Source organism: Trichloromonas sp. (genome assembly GCF_034006665.1).
Lineage (GTDB): Bacteria > Desulfobacterota > Desulfuromonadia > Desulfuromonadales > Trichloromonadaceae > Trichloromonas.
This window is the reverse complement of record NZ_JAVESI010000020.1, coordinates 23,960-40,425: the sequence shown is the minus strand read 5'-3', so window position 1 is coordinate 40,425 and position 16,466 is coordinate 23,960. Positions and strand designations below refer to the sequence as shown.

At 62.6% G+C, this 16,466-nt stretch carries 12 protein-coding genes and 1 pseudogene; 6 read left to right on the top strand and 7 right to left on the bottom strand.

Annotated features, from left to right (window positions below; translation table 11 throughout):
- Window positions 1-36: 36 nt before the first annotated feature.
- Window positions 37-1,290 carry a multiheme c-type cytochrome gene (locus tag RBR25_RS09350; RefSeq protein ID WP_432819287.1) on the bottom strand — a complete coding sequence of 418 codons (1,254 nt, stop codon included), beginning with the start codon at window positions 1,288-1,290 and terminating at the stop codon, window positions 37-39.
- Window positions 1,291-1,746: 456 nt separating this feature from the next.
- Between RBR25_RS09350 and RBR25_RS09345 the strand changes: the two genes are divergently transcribed.
- Complete coding sequence (locus tag RBR25_RS09345; RefSeq protein ID WP_432819286.1) at window positions 1,747-2,601, top strand: universal stress protein; 855 nt, start codon at window positions 1,747-1,749, stop codon at window positions 2,599-2,601.
- 331 nt (window positions 2,602-2,932) lie between these two features.
- Here RBR25_RS09345 and tdh read toward each other — a convergent pair.
- Window positions 2,933-3,166: pseudogene (tdh, locus tag RBR25_RS09340) on the bottom strand (L-threonine 3-dehydrogenase); the annotation flags it as partial.
- A gap of 129 nt (window positions 3,167-3,295) precedes the next feature.
- Here tdh and RBR25_RS09335 point away from each other — a divergent pair.
- The 3 genes from RBR25_RS09335 to RBR25_RS09325 all read left to right on the top strand — a co-directional run bounded on the left by RBR25_RS09335 (window position 3,296) and on the right by RBR25_RS09325 (window position 6,979).
- Window positions 3,296-4,540, top strand: a complete 1,245-nt coding sequence (locus RBR25_RS09335) for a ChaN family lipoprotein (protein WP_432819285.1) — start codon at window positions 3,296-3,298, stop codon at window positions 4,538-4,540.
- Window positions 4,541-4,570: 30 nt separating this feature from the next.
- Window positions 4,571-6,421 (top strand): aspartyl protease family protein, encoded by a 1,851-nt coding sequence (locus RBR25_RS09330; RefSeq protein WP_432819284.1) that lies wholly within the window; start codon window positions 4,571-4,573, stop codon window positions 6,419-6,421.
- A 90-nt stretch (window positions 6,422-6,511) separates the two neighbouring features.
- Window positions 6,512-6,979 carry an LEA type 2 family protein gene (locus RBR25_RS09325; protein WP_432819283.1) on the top strand — a complete coding sequence of 156 codons (468 nt, stop codon included), beginning with the start codon at window positions 6,512-6,514 and terminating at the stop codon, window positions 6,977-6,979.
- 4 nt (window positions 6,980-6,983) lie between these two features.
- On the opposite strand, the gene RBR25_RS09320 is transcribed toward RBR25_RS09325, so the two are convergent.
- From RBR25_RS09320 to RBR25_RS09305, 4 genes are all read right to left on the bottom strand, one after another.
- Window positions 6,984-8,396, bottom strand: coding sequence for a DUF3482 domain-containing protein (locus RBR25_RS09320; RefSeq protein ID WP_432819282.1), 1,413 nt, complete (start codon window positions 8,394-8,396; stop codon window positions 6,984-6,986).
- Window positions 8,389-9,933 carry a DUF2868 domain-containing protein gene (locus RBR25_RS09315; RefSeq protein ID WP_432819281.1) on the bottom strand — a complete coding sequence of 515 codons (1,545 nt, stop codon included), beginning with the start codon at window positions 9,931-9,933 and terminating at the stop codon, window positions 8,389-8,391. Before RBR25_RS09315 ends, RBR25_RS09320 begins: the two co-directional genes overlap by 8 nt.
- 62 nt (window positions 9,934-9,995) lie before the next feature.
- Window positions 9,996-12,188 carry a replication restart helicase PriA gene (priA, locus tag RBR25_RS09310; protein ID WP_432819280.1) on the bottom strand — a complete coding sequence of 731 codons (2,193 nt, stop codon included), beginning with the start codon at window positions 12,186-12,188 and terminating at the stop codon, window positions 9,996-9,998.
- Between the two features lie 604 nt (window positions 12,189-12,792).
- The gene (locus tag RBR25_RS09305) at window positions 12,793-13,989 is read right to left on the bottom strand and encodes an FprA family A-type flavoprotein (RefSeq protein WP_432819279.1); all 1,197 of its coding nucleotides are present in this window, start codon (window positions 13,987-13,989) and stop codon (window positions 12,793-12,795) included.
- A 101-nt stretch (window positions 13,990-14,090) separates the two neighbouring features.
- Between RBR25_RS09305 and RBR25_RS09300 the strand changes: the two genes are divergently transcribed.
- Window positions 14,091-14,948: a metallophosphoesterase gene (locus tag RBR25_RS09300; RefSeq protein ID WP_432819278.1), complete on the top strand. Its 858-nt coding sequence runs from the start codon at window positions 14,091-14,093 to the stop codon at window positions 14,946-14,948.
- A 10-nt stretch (window positions 14,949-14,958) separates the two neighbouring features.
- Here RBR25_RS09300 and aroF read toward each other — a convergent pair whose 3' ends face one another.
- The gene (aroF, locus tag RBR25_RS09295; protein ID WP_432819277.1) at window positions 14,959-15,969 is read right to left on the bottom strand and encodes a 3-deoxy-7-phosphoheptulonate synthase; all 1,011 of its coding nucleotides are present in this window, start codon (window positions 15,967-15,969) and stop codon (window positions 14,959-14,961) included.
- 171 nt (window positions 15,970-16,140) lie between these two features.
- On the opposite strand from aroF, the gene RBR25_RS09290 reads away from it, so the two are divergent.
- A complete protein-coding gene (locus RBR25_RS09290) occupies window positions 16,141-16,455 on the top strand; it encodes a c-type cytochrome (protein ID WP_432819276.1) in 315 nt (104 codons plus the stop codon).
- Window positions 16,456-16,466 lie beyond the last annotated feature (11 nt).

Here is a 16,466-nt window from a genome sequence, read left to right as displayed (position 1 = left end):
GGGCGTTGTTTTTTCATTTGAGGAACCTGTCAGCGGCTATTTACCCGCTTTCTTGCGCATATCCGCCGCCATTTCACGAATCTCCACCAGATCCTTCTGCATCTTGGCGAAGCCATACCAAGTGGCGTAATCCGGGTTCATGTGGAAACCGGCCTGGAAGGCCTTCATGCGGTGATCCATGAACATCTCGTACAGGGTCTCCTCGATCTTCGTATCCACATCGTAGAAGGTCAGCAGGTCGGGATAGGCGTAAGGCTGCCCTTCCTTCTGCTTGATGATCCCCTCTTCATACAGACCCGCGACGATCGCGATCGCCTCCGAAAAAACCTTGTCCGCTTCCTTCACCATCTGGTCGGCATTCTTGAAGTTCTCGGCCACAAAATTGGGGGAATGGCATTGCTCGCAGACCGCCACGTACTTGGCCCGCTCGGCGTCGAACTCCTCCTTGCTCAGCCGCGCCACCTTGCCGGCCTTGACCACATCCAGACGCGCGGTGGGATTCCCCGCCGGATCAAGCACCCCCAGCCCTTTGAGGATGATGGTCCGATAGCCCATCCACTCGGCATCCTCTTCCGGCAAGCGCACCGCCAAGAAGCCCCAGGGAGTCATGACCCGATGGTTGCCTTCCGCCATGTGGCAGGTCTGACAGCGGGGGGCGCGATCCTTGTTCTCGGGGTTGATGATGCGATTCATCAGATAAGTGACGCCATGCTTGGAGCCGGACCACATTTCCCACTGGGGATGATCGAAGCCCATGTGGCAGGTCTGGCAAGCCTCGGGCTCGGCAGCCTCGGCCTTGGAGAAAGCGTGACGGGTATGGCAGTTCTGGCAATCCATACCGTACTTGTAATACTGGCGATTCTCGCTCTTGCGCGCCTCGGCATCGGCCAACCCCAGGGTATGACAGCCGCCGCAACCTTTCTGCCCGGCCATGAAGGCTTTGGGTTGCTGATGGGTGCGGGGCATGGCATCAAGGGCGATCTGGCCCAAGGCATGCTTGCCGTCCAGATACTGGGTCGCCTGCTCGGGATGGCACCGTCGACAGGTGGCGATGGTCGGCAACTGGGCCTTGTCCGCATCCGCCGCACTGGTGTGCGCGCTGCCGTGGCAGACGTCGCAGGTGAGGGTTTTGGCCATCTTGCCCCGGTTGAAATCCTTGACCATGGCCGGGGAAATCTTGACGTGGCAGTTCTCACATTCAGAGGGAACGGCCGAAGCCGGTGCCGGCACCAGCAACAGGCAGAGCAGCACGCCACTCAAAACCACGTTTAACCATTGAAAAATCCGCATCTCTCTCCTCCTTGATCCACGGGAACATCGCCATCCGACGCCATGCCGGATGCCACCCTTGAAGTATTACCCAATGCCAACAAAAAATCAAGGGGATGGGGGCGAGGACGGTCGTCAATGGCTGCGCCAGATTCCTGCCTCGGGCCGGCGAGTCGTCGACCCGAGGCGTTTGGGGCTAATTCCCCTGCCACAGCCCTTGGGACGGGCAACGAACGACGAAAGCCTCTTGGTTATTCAGGTGTACTTTCGTCCTGTTCGAGCCCCCCGGAGAAGGGGGAGGGAATTCGCCGGGTCGAGAGTGTCAAGGAATGACCTGACCCCGGAAAAGCTCTGGACAAACCCAGAATCCATGATAGATTTCAAGAAGTTGGTTCAAGCCGTCAAGCCTCTCCGAAAGGAGCGCGGATGCGGCGGGCCAAGACGAATCGCCTGATCCGCCAACGAAGGGAGTACGGGATGAAAAATCTACTGCTGGCCACCGACCTGGCCGCCGAAAGCGACCGCGCCTTCGAACAAGCGATCTCCCTGGCCGCGATGTTGAAATCGAGACTGCACATCGTTCATGTTTGCCCCCCCTATCCGGCGGGGCAAACCGCCCTTGACCTGAAAAAAAGCGCCGAGGACGCCATCAGAGGCTATCTGGAGAGCTTTTCCGCCGCGTCATCCTTGAAGGTCGTCATAACCGTGCTGGCGGCACGCGAAATCTACGCGGAAATCATCGAGCAGGCGGAGCGAACGAATGTCGGGCTGATTGTCATGGGGATGCACGGCAAGGCCAGGCTCCTCGACATGTTCGTGGGAACAACCATTGAACGCGTGATCCGCAAAGGGATCAAACCCGTGCTTATGGTCAAGGAAAAGCCCCTGGGGGGGTATGAAAACGTTCTGGTCGGCACGGATTTCACCGGCGGATCGAAACAGGCACTGCAACTCGGCGCGGAACTGGCGCCCCAAAGCCACATCCACCTGCGCCATTATTACGACATTCCCGACACCTACATTGGCGACAAAATCAGCCAGTTCGCGGGAGATGTCATCGCCCGGCAAGCCCATCAGCGTCTGGTGAAATTTGCCAAGGAAAACAGTGTGGTGCTGAAAAAATTCGGCGTCGATCCGCAGCGTTTCGAATACCGCTCCGGTCAAGGGGCGGCATATCCGACCCTGGTGGAAGAAGCTGTCGCCCTGAAAGCCGATCTCATCGCCATCGGCACCCACAGCCACCCGAGCCTGTTGCCCAACAAGATCGGCGGCACCGCGCGGCAGATCCTCACCAATCCCCCCTGCGACGTGCTGGTGGCCAAGGGCTTATAACCGCGAGAAAATCGTCAACCGTGAGCGTTCTCCCGGCCAGTTCCGCAGTTCCGGAAACATGATACTTAACTGCCCTTACCCTTCGGCCCCGGCTTGCCCCGTTTAATCGCAGAAAACCAAGGACACATTTCGCTGACATTTTCACCAGGTACGGCAAGGCAACTCTCAAGTAGACCCATTTCCGACCTATTCCCCCGTAACGCATAAGCCCCGCCAGTCTATCCCGGGCAGCATAGCCCGTCAAGTTGTTGATTTGCATAATCTTTTATTTTCCCTCTCCTCCCCCGGCGATGCGGTTCGCTTTGCTCACCGGCATCCTACAATCATTTCCTCACGCCCACTCCAGCACGACCTTCCCCGATTCTCCCGAGCGCATGACCGCGAAACCTTGTTCGAAGTCGTCGATGGCGAAGCGGTGGGTGATGATGGGGGTGGGGTCGAGGCCGGCCTGGACGAGGCTGGCCATTTTGTACCAGGGTTCGAACATCTTGCGGCTGTAGATACCCTTGAGGTTTAGTCCCTTAAAGATGATCTGGCTCCAGTCGATGGCCATGGTGCCGGGGGGAGGTGATACCCAAATGGGACCGCGAGTCACGACCATCTCTCCGTACCGTTCCGGCGAAGGTTGGCAGAACCCTCCTTTTGTGGTCTAATCCTTTCAGTTTCTTTCGCCACACTTTCGAGGAGACACCGCATGTTTTCCGTCCGTAACCTCTCTCTTGTCCTGTTCTCTCTTGCCCTTTGCGCCTGTGCGCCGAAAACGATGACCGCCGATCCCGAACAGCCCTACCCTCTGCCCCAGGAACCGCAACTGGGGCAGATCGTCCATCTGCCCACCGGGATGCTGGTCGACGAGGCGCGCCTGCACGCCATCGCCGGTGACGCCCGTATCGTCTATGTCGGCGAAACTCACGACAACCCCGCTTCGCACCGCCAGCAGGTCGCGCTGCTGCGCGCCTTGGCCGAGCGCCATCCGGGGAAGGTCGCCCTCGGCATGGAGATGTTCGTCCCTTCCCAGCAACCGATCCTCGACCGCTGGAGCGCCGGGGAGCTTTCGGAAAAGGCGTTTCTGAAAGAGTCACGCTGGTACGAAACCTGGCGAATGGATTTCGATTACTACCGGGAACTGCTTGAATTGGCCCGGAATCTGCGGATTCCCGTGCTCGGCCTCAACGTCGAAAAGAACCTGGTCGCGGCGGTGCGGGACAAGCCGACGGCGGAACTGGCGGAGGATGTGCAACGGCAGGTGCCGGAGATGGATCTCGAGGATCCTTACCAGAAGGCCATGACCAAGGCGATTCTCGGCGACCACGGCCAGCACGGCGCGATTCCGGCGGACGGCTTTCATCGCGTTCAGACCCTGTGGGACGAAACCATGGCCGAGAGCATCGTCCGCTACCTGAGTGACCCGGATCACGGCGAGCACCGGCTGATGGTGATCGCCGGGGGCAACCACGTGCGCTACGGATTCGGCATCCCGCGGCGGGTCTTCCGCCGTCTGCCGACCTCCTACGTGCTCGTCGGCAGCACCGAAATCGTCGTCCCCGAGGATAAAAAAGACCGGCTGATGAATATCAAAAAGCCCCAATTCCCGATGGTTCCCTACGACTTTCTCCTCTTCACCGAATACGAGGATCTCGGCAAGCAGGAGGTCAAACTCGGGGTAATGCTCGGAGAATCCAAAGAAGGCTTGATCGTCGAGGGGGTCATGCCCGCCTCGGTGGGGGAAACCGCCGGGCTGCAAAAAGGCGACCGGATTCTCGCCATCGACGGCGAACCGGTGGTGGAAAATTTCGACCTGATCTACGAGGTCAAACGCAAAAAGCCGGGGGACCACTCGACCCTGAAGATTCAACGGAACGGGAAAGAACTGGAAGTTCCCGTGGAATTCGTCCTCCCGCCGGCGGGCGATCCACACGGGGAAATGCCGAAGAAATAGGGGTGCCCCCTACCACCAACGGTTGAGCCTATGCTGCTGCCGCGCCGCCTCTTCCTTGCCCTGCTTCTGGCCCTGTTCGTCGCCCTCCCGGTTTGCGCCGCAGAGGCGGTCGATCCTTATCGTTTCTTCGCCGCCCACTACGAAGCAATGGGCGGGCTGGAACGCTTTAAACGGATCAACTCCGGCTGGAGCGTCGGCACAGTGCGCTACGACGGGTTAACGGGAACGTTCGAGAGCTGGTCGGAAAAACCCCTGCGCTATCGCCTCAACGAGGATTTCGGCATCATCCGCCAGAGCGAGGGGGACGACGGCACCCTGCGCTGGCGCAAGGACACCAACGGCCAGGTCGAGGAGGTGCGGGACGAAGAAACCCTGAAACGCCGCCGTATCGCCGAACTTCTGGAAAACTTCGAACACCTGAACCCCGACTCCCCCTGGTTCTCCTTAAGCGACGAAGGACACGCCGCGGTAGAGGGCATTCCCTGCCGGGTGCTGCGCCTGGACAACCGCATCAACAGCGACGTCAGCCGCTTCTTCTTCGCCGTCGACGATTTGCGTGTGGTGAAGACCGTCGATACCCAGCCGGATGTGGAGATCCACACCCGCTACGACGACTACCGGCGCGTCGACGGCCTGTGGCTCCCCTTCCGTCAGGTTTCAAACATCCACCCCCGCAACAAGCATCGCGAAATCGTCATCACCGCCCAGCGCATCGACCCGCCCGTGAACCGGCAGCGCTTCGCCAAGCCCGCCCCGGCAACGGGCGCCATCGACTTTCCCGCCAACGACCGCGCCGAAAACATCCCCTTTCTCTTCAGCGAGAATCTCATCTACCTGCCGGTCACCCTCAAAGGCGACACCCGCTGGTGGATTCTCGACAGCGGCGCCTCCATGTCGGTGATCGATGCCGACTATGCCGCAAGTCTCGGCCTTACGCCCGAGGGGAGCATCGGCGGTTTCGGCTTCGGCGACCTCTTCACTCTCTCCTTCGTGCGCCTGCCCCCCTGCCGGGTCGGGGAACTCACCCTCCCCGCCCAGACCATCCACGCCTACAAGGGGCTGGCCGAAAACAGTTACGAACCGGTGCGCGTCGGCATTCTCGGCTACGATTTCCTCTCCCGCTTTGTCACCCGCATCGACTACGCCCGACGCACGATCTCCTTCTACCGCCCGGAGAGCTTCGTCTATCAAGGCCCCGGCAAAATCGTCGACGCCCCTCTCAAGTACCGCACCTTTTCCCTGCCGGCGAGGATCGACGATCTCCCCGATGAGCGATTCAGCCTCGACCTTGGTTCCCATCGCAGTTCGCTGCATCATCCCTTCGCCGCCCGTCATGGCCTGCTGAAACGACCGGGGGTGCAGACCGTCAGCAAGGGGATGGCCAGTTTTAGTTTTGAGACCCTAAGCGCTTTCGACCGCTTGGAGATCGCTGGTTTCTCCATCGACCGGCCGCTTTTGACCATCCCCGACGAGGCGGGGGCAGGGACGGCGGCGGTGGGGGAGTTGGCCGGCACCCTCGGCAACTCGCTGCTGCGCCATTTCGTCCTCACCCTCGATTACGGCAAGCAGCAGGTGATGATCGAAGCGGGCGCCGAGTTCAACGAAACGTTTCCCGAGGATCACAGCGGGCTGCTCGTCGGTCAGGGGGAAAACGGCGGGCCGATGGTCTCCTTCGTGGCGGCGGGAACGCCGGCCCAAGAGGCGGGTTTTCTCGCCGGGGATGTCATCGCGACGGTGGATGGCCGACCGGCGGCCGAGTATGGCGGGGTGCTGCCCATCCGCGAGCTGCTGCGCCGGGCGCCGGGCACCAAGTTCGATTTCACCCTGCTGCGGCAGGGGCGGGAGGTGCATATCGAACTGGTCTTGCGGGAACTTTTTTGACGGGCTGAGGTAAAAGAGAGGAACAGGGATGCAGACAAGCACCCTGCGTCGAGATTACTCACAGAGTTTTATCAGGAAGGAGAACGTACCATGCGTTTGTTCAAGTGGATACTGATGCCGGCGGCGGGACTTTTTCTGGGCGGCTGTCTAGCCGTGAGCCCCGATTTTGAAACGCCGACGGTAGGGCTCAAGTCCTTCCGCATCCTCCCCTCCGACGGGGGTGTGCCGCGCTTCGAAATCGGTCTGCACGTGGTCAATCCCAACCGTTCGGCCCTCAAACTGGAGGGGATCGTCTATTCGGTGAATCTGGACGGGCACAAGGTCATCACTGGCGCTTCCAGCGACCTGCCGGTCATCGCCGGTTACGGCGAGGGGGATGTCACCCTGACCGCGAGCGCCGATCTGTTGCGCACCCTCGGTCTCTTCTCCTCCCTCTTCAAGGATCCGCAAAAGCCCTTCAGCTACGATCTCGAAGCGCAGCTCGATATCGGCCGCCTGCAACCCCGGCTCAAGATCCGCGAAAAGGGGGAAATCTCCTTGAACGACGCAATGAAGTAAGGGCTCAGGTCGACTCTTCCGCCATCACTCGCACCAGAGTCCGCCGCAGTTCGGGACGCAGGACGTCGACCTTGCCGGTTTCCCCTTTGCGCAGCGCGGCGAGGTAGCTTTCGAAGAGGCGGCGGTACTCACGATCCCAGCCTGCCGTCAGCCCCTGCTTGCCTTCGGGGAGGATCAGCGTCGGGCTTTCGCGGCGGGCGTGGGCCCAGTTGCTGACGCACTGGAAGTAGATGAGAGCACGATCGAGCAGAACAAACATCAGCTGGGGATTTTTCAGGGGGCCGACCTGGATGCGGCAACCTCCCAACTCCCGGGAGAAGGGGCCGATATCGACCTTGAGCCGAGACAGGGGCCGCGCCCCTGTCCATCCGGCGAGGGCGCCGAGCGCCCCGGCCCCGAGGGTGAAGACGCCGAAGCTGATGCCGGCGGCGGCCACGTCGAGGGCCGCGCCGGTCGCCGCGCCGACCGTGGCCAGGGCGATGCTCAGCTGTTTGCGGGTCAGGCCCAGCGCCTCCCAGGTCTGCTCGGAAAAAAGATCCTGCGCCGCCACCGTTTCGGCGGCGAGGTCGGCAGCAAAAACATTGTGCAGAAAACGCCCCTTGAGCTCATCCCGGCAGGCCGCTTCGAGCCGGGCGATCTTCTTTTGAAACTCCGCCGTGAGCCGTTCGCGCACCCGCTGACGTTCCCCTTCCTCCTCCGCGCGGCTGATCTCTTCCAGCGTCAGGGTCAGCGCTTTCTCCAGCATAAGCAAGATGGCATCGGCGCAGGCTTCCAGGCGTCCGTTCCAGTCCTCCCTGAGGGCCGTCACCACCCGTTTGAGGGGCGCGCCCCATTCCTGCTCGATGTGCCGCAGCGCCTCCAGCAGCTCGATCCGCTCGCGAAAGGTTGCCCAGTGGGCGTTGAACTGGAGATTGACGTTGAAGGTCTTGGCGAAGGCCGCCTTCCACTCGTCGAGATAGGCGGTCTCGTCGCTTTTGGCGTTGATCACCGCCATGCGCGGCCGCCCGGTGAGGCGCAATATCTCCATTTCCGCCTCATCGTTGGCACGCGGAGGGCGCGAGCCGTCAACCACGTAGATGATTCCGGCGTTATCCAAGAGCGGCCGCAACAGCTCACATTCGTCAGCGAAGCGGGGATCGTCGCGGTGCAGGCGGATGAAATCCTCGAGCAGGCGCCCCGGCGGACCGGAGTAGTTCTTCATCCAGCGCAAGGTCGGCACCGGCATCTGGAAGCCGGGAGTATCGACAAAGCGGGCCAGGGTCTCGCCATCGAGGGTGATGGCGTAACTCACGCAGCGGCGGGTTTCCCCGGGAACCGCGCTGATCGGGACGAAGTCGTCCTCGGTCAGGGTCGAAACGACCGAGGACTTACCTTCGTTGGGATGACCCATTACGGCAAAGACAGGCACCTCAGTCATGGGTGGACCTCCAGTTGCGAACCAAAAGCGCGCCGTCGCCGAGGGTGGCGAGACGACCGCGCCAGATAGCGAATTCCTGCGCGGGGGTCGGTATTCTCATACCCTCCCCACTGTCGCGGCCGACCAGCACCAGGGTCAGCAGCCGCTCCCGGCCGAGGGCGCGGCGCAGCGCCTTGAGATATTCGAGGGTGGCGGTGATGCAGGGCTGCCAGCCCTCCAGCACCAGCACCGGCGAAATCCCCGCCGGTTCCGCCGCCAGCGCCGAAAGCACCGCGGCGTCTTCCTCTTCATCGAGGCGCACCGCCTCGATCCCCGTCACCTCGCCGGAAAACTGCTCCCCTAGCGCCGCGCGCCAGGCCTCCGTCCGCCCCTCCGCCAGCAGCTCTTCGGGAATCAGCACTCGCAGCCGGAGCAGCTCCGGCGCGGGGGGAGCCTCCGCATAGTCCGCCAAAGGTGCGGTCCCGCCGGAGGTCGCATGCTCCTTGCCGATACGCATCTGCCCCTGGCGCATGCGCCGCAGCAGCGCCTCGCAGCGGGCATCGGTAAAAGCAAGGCGGCCCCTGGCTCGTGCGCTGCCGATGAGGGCGGCGCCGAGAAGCAGAAGGCGGGGGAGGAAGGCATAGACAAGAATCGCCCAGAGGAGAAAATACCACCAGGCCTGAAGATCGGCGCTAGCGAGATGTTCCAGACCCTCCTTGAGAAAGACCCGCGAGCCTTCGACCTGCGCCAGGGTCGGATGGGAGCGGGGGGGCGATGCCAGAGCGGACCAGGGCCAGGCGATCCAGATCGCCAGCCGGTAGACCTGTTCGGCAGAAACCTGGGCCGTGGTCTGCCAGCTGAAAGCGAGATCGGCGACCCAGCCGCGCAGCAGCACCGTCAGCCACAGGCCGAGAGCGAAACCGAGTCCGGCGAGTTGCATCCAGGCGAAGACCAACCATCCCATCAATCCGGCGTGCAACCCACTCCGGGCGCGCAGGCTGCCCCAGAGCGAAGCGCCCCGCCCCTTGCCCCGGCCGGTCAGGAACCGGCCCAGCCGAGAAAAGAGGGCGCCGGTTAAAGCGGTAACGACGGGGCCGGAAAAATCCCCGCCCGTCAAGCGCCGCGCCAGGGGCAAGAACACCGAGGCCAGGGCCGACAGAAAAGGGAGAAGAACCAGCAGCAAAAGCGCGACGAAAAGATTGATCGGCCGCGCGCCGGCATAGGCCAGCACCCCCCAGGCCAGCCCCGCGCCGGAGACCAGAGCGCCGCCGAAGAGAAGCAGCGGAAGCAGCCGGGTTATCGCCGCCACGGCGGCGCCGGGGAACCCCTCCTCCCCGCGCGCCAACGCCGCTTCCCGGCGCAGTTCCAGCCAGCGCCGCAGCAAAATGCGCCGGGGCAATGGCGGCGATTGCTCCAGGCGGCCGCGATAGAGTTCCCGATCGCGAACGACCAGATCCTCCTCCTCCTCCTCCTCGTCGGCGTCGCCGTCCCGGGTGAGAAAATATTCCAGATCGGCCAATGCGGCGAGATCCCATCTTTCCTGAAAATTTTTCGGCATCGACATCCCGATATAAAAATTTTCTTAAACTCGAAAAGCCCTGACCGGGCCCCTCGGTGCCATTAAAGCATATCCACCGGATCGACGTCGACGGCGAGGGCGACGCCGGTGGGAATTTTTTTGCGGGCCTGGGGCAAGGCGGAAAGCAGGCGGCGCAGGGGAAGACGGGTCGGGGATTTGAGCAGGATCTGCACCCGGCTCTTGCACCGCAGCTTGGCCAAAGGACAGGGGGCGGGGCCGAGGACTTCGACTTCCCCGACGGCCTGAAAGAGTGCGAGAGCGAGTTCTTGAGCGGCGGCGGCGACCCGTTCGCCATCGTTACCGGAAAGAATCAGATTGACTAGATAGCCGAAGGGGGGGTAGCCGAGTTCCCGGCGAAAGGCGATCTCCTGCTCGTAAAAACTCCGGTAGTCATGGTTTGCGGCGCAGACCAGAGCGTAATGGTCAGGGTTGCGGGTCTGGATGATCACCCGTCCCGGCAGATCCCCCCGCCCGGCTCGGCCGGCGACCTGGGTGAGGAGGGCAAAGGTGCGCTCGGCGCTGCGAAAATCGGGAAAGTTGAGGGTGGCGTCGGCATTCACCACCCCGACCAGGGTGACGCCGTGAAAGTCATGGCCCTTGGCGACCATCTGGGTGCCAACGAGAATGTCGATCTCCCGTCCGGTCATGCGCTCCATCAATGACTGATGCGCCCCCTTGCGGGCGGTGGTGTCGCGATCCATGCGGGCGATGCGCGCCGTTGGAAAACGCTCGGCCAGCTCGCTTTCGAGGCGCTCGGTGCCGATCCCCTCGGGATGGATGTTCCCACCCTGGCAGTTGGGACAAAGCTCCGGAGGCGTCTGCTGGTAGTCGCAGTAATGACAGCGCAGCAGCCGGTTTTGCCGATGAAACGTCAGGGTAATTTCGCAGTTGGGGCAGCGGAAGGTCGTACCGCAGTCGGCGCAGAGTAGATAAGGGGCGAAGCCGCGCCGGTTGAGCAGGAGCAGCGACTGCTCCCCGCGGGCCAGATTCTCTTCCAGGGCGGTCAAAAGCGGCGCGGAAAGATGTTCGCCAAAGGGGGTGGCGGCCAAATCGACCAGCGCGATCTCAGGAAGCGCCCGGGCGAGCACCCGGCCGGGAAGCTCCAGATAGCCGGTCTGACCGCTCTGCGCCCGGTAAAAGGTAGTGACGGCGGGAGTGGCGCTGCCGAGCAGCACCGTCGCCCCGGCCATCTGGCCGCGCAGCAGGGCAAGATCGCGGGCATGGTAGCGAAAACCCTCCCCCTGCTTGTAGCTCGCTTCGTGCTCCTCATCGACGACGATGATCCCCAACTTGTCGAGGGGGGCGAAGACCGCCGAACGGGCGCCAATGACGATTTCCGCCTCGTTGCGGGCGATGGCCCGCCAGGCGTCGTAGCGCTCGCCTTCGGAGAGTCCGGAATGAAGCACGGCGATCCTCGCCCGACCGTCATGGAAACGGGCGCGGAAGCGCCCCACCAGCTGCGGGGTGAGGGCGATTTCCGGCACCAGAACCAGCGCCCGCCGCCCTTGGGCTAAGACCCTTTCGATGGCGCGCAGGTAGATTTCGGTCTTGCCGCTGCCGGTGACGCCGTGCAGGAGAAAAGGGGAAAACTCGCCGCTGGAGAGCGCCGGTTCAAGCTGGGCCAGTACCGACGCCTGCTCAGCGGTGGGGGTCGTCGGCGCGTCGGGCGTGACCGGCAAATCGAGAAAGGGGTCACGGCGACGCTCGCTTTCACTCTCCGCGAGATAGCCGAGTTCCACCAGCCGGCGCAGGGCGCCGTAGGGCGCGGCCACCTGCGCCCGCAGTTCGCTCATCGTCAGCTGCCCGGCGGCGCGGACCAAAGCCAGCACCTCCTTTTGCAAAGCGCCGCTCGGCTGTCCGGCTAAATCCGTCGCCGTATAGAGCTTTTCCCGGAGGATGGCGATTTCCGCGCCGCGCCCGGAAAGCCCGGCGGGCAGGGCGGTGCGGATGACCTCGCCGAGGGGATGGCCGTAATAGTCGGCGGCGCGGATGAAGAAGGGGACCAGCTCGGGCGCGAAAAGTGGGGCGGCATCAAGCACCTCGGTCACCGGCTTGAGCCCTTCCACCTCTCCCTCAGCCAGGGCCAGGAGATAGCCCACCGCCTGCCGCCGCCCCAAGGGCACGCGCAGCCGCACCCCAACCCGCGCCGATTCTCGCAGGGAGTCTGGGACGAGGTAGGAGAGGGGTTTGTCGATGGGGGCGGCGATGGCCACGGTGGCGATGAGTGAGGACATATCCAATATCCGAAAAGCAAAACCTTAGAACCGTCGGGACTCGCCCCGGCAGGCGACTTACTTTTTTGTAAGCCGACAAAAAAGTAAGCAAAAAAGCGGTTCCACTGCGTGGGGCATGAAGAGCACCAGGGCAAAGAGTTGTGGACGCAATCACCGTCATGGCGAAGCCGGCGACCGTGCTTCGTAGCGCAACTGCCGCCGGCAGTGGGGAGGGCAGCGGTTTCCCCGGCTGAGCAAACACCGGACTACAGGCAAGCAAAACCAAAACCACAAAACCTACGGGATTCAGAGGTTGAGGGTTTTCACTCAAAAACGCGATTGCCGCGCCGGTTGTCCAAACACCGCCGCCGAAGCCTCGAAACGCGATAGCGCCCGGGGAGGTGCCACGCAGCGCCGGCGTTGTTGTCGACGACGAAAGCTGATTGAAACTATGCCGACGGCGACCGCCATGCCCCACGCAGTGGCGAGTTTCTTTTGGTTACTTTTCTTTGCGCTCAAAGAAAAGTAACCCGGCTGTCGGGCCGGAACCCGACGGTTTTAATCTTTTCAGCAAAGGAAAAGGCCGGCGAATACCGGCCTTTTCCTCCCGCAAAAAACGCTGATGCTATTTGTCCCCCAACAGCGCCGCCGCCACCTGCTCCCCCATCTTGACGCAAGCAGCGATATCTTCTTCGCCCGGGGTAAAACGATAATGCAACCCCGGCACCGCCAGGGTGTATTTGAGCCCGACCAACCGCTCTTCCACCAGCTTGACCGCCTCGCCGCTCCAGCCGTAAGAACCGAGCACCGCACCGATCCGTCCCTTCGGGGTGACGGTGGAAAGCAGCGCCAAAGCCTGCCAGACCGGCGGCGGCGCGTCGCGGTTGATGGTCGGGGTAGCGACCACCAGAGCGTCAGCCCACTCCAGAGCATCACGGATTTTTTCGGCATCGGCTCCGTACATGGCTATTTCCGCCACCGCCACCCCGCGACTCTCCAGCCCGCGACGCACGGCGGCGCCCATCTTCCGGGTATTGCCGTGGGGCGAGTGGGTCAGAATCAGCGCATGCTTTTTGCCGTCCTCGGGGGGCGCGGCCGCCAGCTGCTTGTAGACGGCGATAACGGCCCGGGGATCGCGGCGCAAGAGCGGGCCGTGGGACGGGCAGATCATCCGCAACTCGAGATTTTCGACCTTGGCCAGCGCCTCGCGGATCTTTTCCTTGAAGGGACGCATGATGACGTCGAAGTAGCTGTTAAAATCCCCGGAAAAATCGGGAGACTCGTCATCGAAAAGCTTGTCCGGGCAGTAGTGGGCGCCGAAGGCGTCACAGGAAAAGAGCAGTTTCTCTTCCGGCAGCAGAGTGAAGATGGTGTCGGGCCAGTGCAGATAGGGAGCGAGGATGAAACGCAGGGTTTTGCCTCCCAGGTCGATCTCCTGGCCCTCGCTCACGGCCTGGGTCTTCATCGGCATGTCGTGAATCTGCTTGAGAAAGTTTTCCGCCGCCTTGGAGCAATAGATCTGAATATCGGGATTGCGCTTGAGCAGTTCGCCGAGGGCGCCGGAATGATCGGGCTCGGTGTGGTTGACCACCAGCAGATCGATCTTGTCGAGGGGGACCAAGGAGGCGATCCGCTCCAGATAGGTTTCGGTGAAGGGGCCTTTGACCGTATCGATGAGCGCGGTTTTGTTCGTGCCCTTGATCAGATAGGCGTTATAGGTGGAACCGTTACTGGTGGGAAAGAGTTCGTCGAAAACCTGCAATTCGGGATGCTTGACTCCAAGCCAGTAGACTTCCGGTGCGATCTGGATGATTTCGTTCATAACCTTAAACCTTTCCTGGAACATAGTAAGGGCTTCGGGTTAGAATACCCAAGGCCGACCCGACTCGCAAGCCCTCAACCCGAACGGTACCCCGACGCCCCATGACCACTCCCGAAACGACTCCGAAAAATTCCTCTTCGCGCCTCACCCGCCGCCGCCTGCTGACGGCCGGAACCCTGGGACTCGGCGGCCTGCTGGCGGGGGATGCCCTGTGGCGGGAACCGCGCACCTTCAAGGTCGAGGAGCTGCACCTGTCCCTGGCGAAAATCCCGCCGGGACGGGAGCTGCGCCTGGTGCAGATTTCCGACCTGCACATCCAGTCCTTCACGGATTATCATCGCAGGGTGGCGGCGGCGGTCAATGCCTTGAAACCCGAAGCCATCCTCATTACCGGCGACTTTCTCGAAAAGGATCGCAATCTCGCCGATGTCCGCCAGTTTCTGAAACTGCTGCGGGCCCCGAAGGGAATCTTCGCCGTGCAGGGCAACTGGGAATACTGGTCACGCCTTGAAGGAGAAAACCTGCGCCGTCACTTCGCCGGGGTCGGCGTCACGTTGCTCATCGACGAACGCTTTGACCTGGAAACCCGCGGCGTTCCCCTTTCGATCCTCGGGCTTGACTATCCCTCCCCCGTCGACCATCTCCTTAAGCTGCAACAGCAGGCCGACCCCGGCCGAGTCAACCTGCTGCTCTCCCATGTCCCCGCCTTCCGGCACCAGCAGCTCGACGGCCGTGTCGACCTGATCCTCTGCGGCCATACCCACGGCGGCCAGGTCAAGATCCCCTTTGTCGAACCCTTCTACCTGCCCCGCTTTTCGTACCCCTTCGTCGCCGGGCTCTACCACGTCGGCCCGAGTTCCACCCCCCTCTACGTCAACCGGGGGATCGGCACCAGCGTCCTGCCGGTACGCTTTCTCTGTCGCCCGGAGATCACCCTGCTGCGCCTGCACGCCGCCTGAGCATCGGCAATCAATAGCCGAGATACCTGAGCAGCCCGGAGATCTCCCCCATCAGTTCCGCGAAACCTTCGCCGGTGAGACTCTGGGCGCCGTCGCACAGGGCTTTCTCCGGTTCGGGATGGACTTCGACCATCAGCCCGTGGGCGCCGGCGACCAGGGCCGCCTTGCTCATCACCGGGACCAGGGCGCGGATGCCGGTGGCGTGGCTGGGATCGACGATGATCGGCAGATGGCTCATCTTGCGGATGAGCGGCACGACGGAGAGGTCGAGGGTGTTGCGGGTCGCCTTCTCGAAGGTGCGGATGCCGCGCTCGCAGAGGATGACCTGCCCGTTCCCCTCGGCGACGATGTATTCGGCGGCGGCCAGGAATTCCTCGACGGTGGCGCTCATCCCCCGCTTGAGCAGCACCGGATGGCGCAGCTTGCCCACCTCCTTGAGCAGATCGAAGTTCTGCATGTTGCGGGCGCCGATCTGGAGGATGTCGGCATAGCGGCAGACGTCGTCGAGCTGCTCGATACGCATGACCTCGGTAACCACCGGCAATCCCACCTCGTCCCCGGCCCGGCGCAGATATTTGAGGCCTTCGACTCCGAGTCCCTGGAAGGAATGCGGCCCGGTGCGCGGCTTGAAGGCTCCGCCGCGCAGAATCTGCGCCCCGGCCGCTTTCACCACTTGCGCCGAGGCGAGCATCTGCGCCTCGCTTTCGATGGAGCAGGGACCGGCCATGACCACCGGCGGCCGGCCGTTGCCGATTTTGACCGGGCCGACTTCGACGATGGTCGGCTCGGGATGGAAGTCGCGGGAGACCAGCTTGTAGGGCTTGCTGACGTGGATGCACTCGACCACGCCGGGCAGTTCGCGGATGCTGCTGTCATCCACGTAGCCCTGGTTGCCGAGAACGCCGATGGCGGTGCGCTCGCTGCCGGGGATCGGCGAGGCGTGCAGACCCATGACCTCCACCGCCTTTTCGACGGCGCGGATCTGTTCCTGGGTGGCGTTGTGATTCATGACGATCAACATGGGGGTTCTCCTTTATCTGAAATGCTTTGCCGCAGGTGTTAGGGGGATGATTCGTAACGGGTCAGCTTAACCAGCGCCGGGGATTATTTCAACTCAATTCCCGGCGAGCGCATTGCACCGCAAGCGGCTTCATTGTATGCTGCGCCCCAACCCACATCCGGGAGAATCGCCGTGTTCCGCCCTTGCCATCGAAATCCCTTTCTGACTCTGCTTCTGTTTTTGCTCCTGACCGTTGCCGCCGTTGCCGCCGACAACCGGCCCGAGGGGGAAACGATCTTCCTTGCCCTCGGCTGCCGGGGCTGCCACCGTCTCGGCACGGACGGCGGCAGTCGCGGTCCGACCCTGGACGGCGTGGGCACGCGACTTACCCAAGCCCAGTTGCGGGAACTCCTGACCCAACACGACCCCCAGGCAGCGATGCCAACTTTCAGCCATCTCACCAAAAGGGAACGGGAAACGCTGCTGGCCTATCTGCGCACCCTCTGATCGACCCGCCG

Bases quoted from the DNA above. Each gene is read 5' to 3' on its own strand.
- priA (WP_432819280.1), bottom strand. From the start codon at position 12,188: ATGTCCTCACTCATCGCCACCGTGGCCATCGCCGCCCCCATCGACAAA.
- RBR25_RS09325 (WP_432819283.1), top strand. From the start codon at position 6,512: ATGCGTTTGTTCAAGTGGATACTGATGCCGGCGGCGGGACTTTTTCTG.
- RBR25_RS09315 (WP_432819281.1), bottom strand. From the start codon at position 9,933: ATGCCGAAAAATTTTCAGGAAAGATGGGATCTCGCCGCATTGGCCGAT.
- RBR25_RS09335 (WP_432819285.1), top strand. From the start codon at position 3,296: ATGTTTTCCGTCCGTAACCTCTCTCTTGTCCTGTTCTCTCTTGCCCTT.
- RBR25_RS09320 (WP_432819282.1), bottom strand. From the start codon at position 8,396: ATGACTGAGGTGCCTGTCTTTGCCGTAATGGGTCATCCCAACGAAGGT.
- RBR25_RS09330 (WP_432819284.1), top strand. From the start codon at position 4,571: ATGCTGCTGCCGCGCCGCCTCTTCCTTGCCCTGCTTCTGGCCCTGTTC.
- RBR25_RS09305 (WP_432819279.1), bottom strand. From the start codon at position 13,989: ATGAACGAAATCATCCAGATCGCACCGGAAGTCTACTGGCTTGGAGTC.
- RBR25_RS09350 (WP_432819287.1), bottom strand. From the start codon at position 1,290: ATGCGGATTTTTCAATGGTTAAACGTGGTTTTGAGTGGCGTGCTGCTC.
- RBR25_RS09345 (WP_432819286.1), top strand. From the start codon at position 1,747: ATGAAAAATCTACTGCTGGCCACCGACCTGGCCGCCGAAAGCGACCGC.
- RBR25_RS09300 (WP_432819278.1), top strand. From the start codon at position 14,091: ATGACCACTCCCGAAACGACTCCGAAAAATTCCTCTTCGCGCCTCACC.
- aroF (WP_432819277.1), bottom strand. From the start codon at position 15,969: ATGTTGATCGTCATGAATCACAACGCCACCCAGGAACAGATCCGCGCC.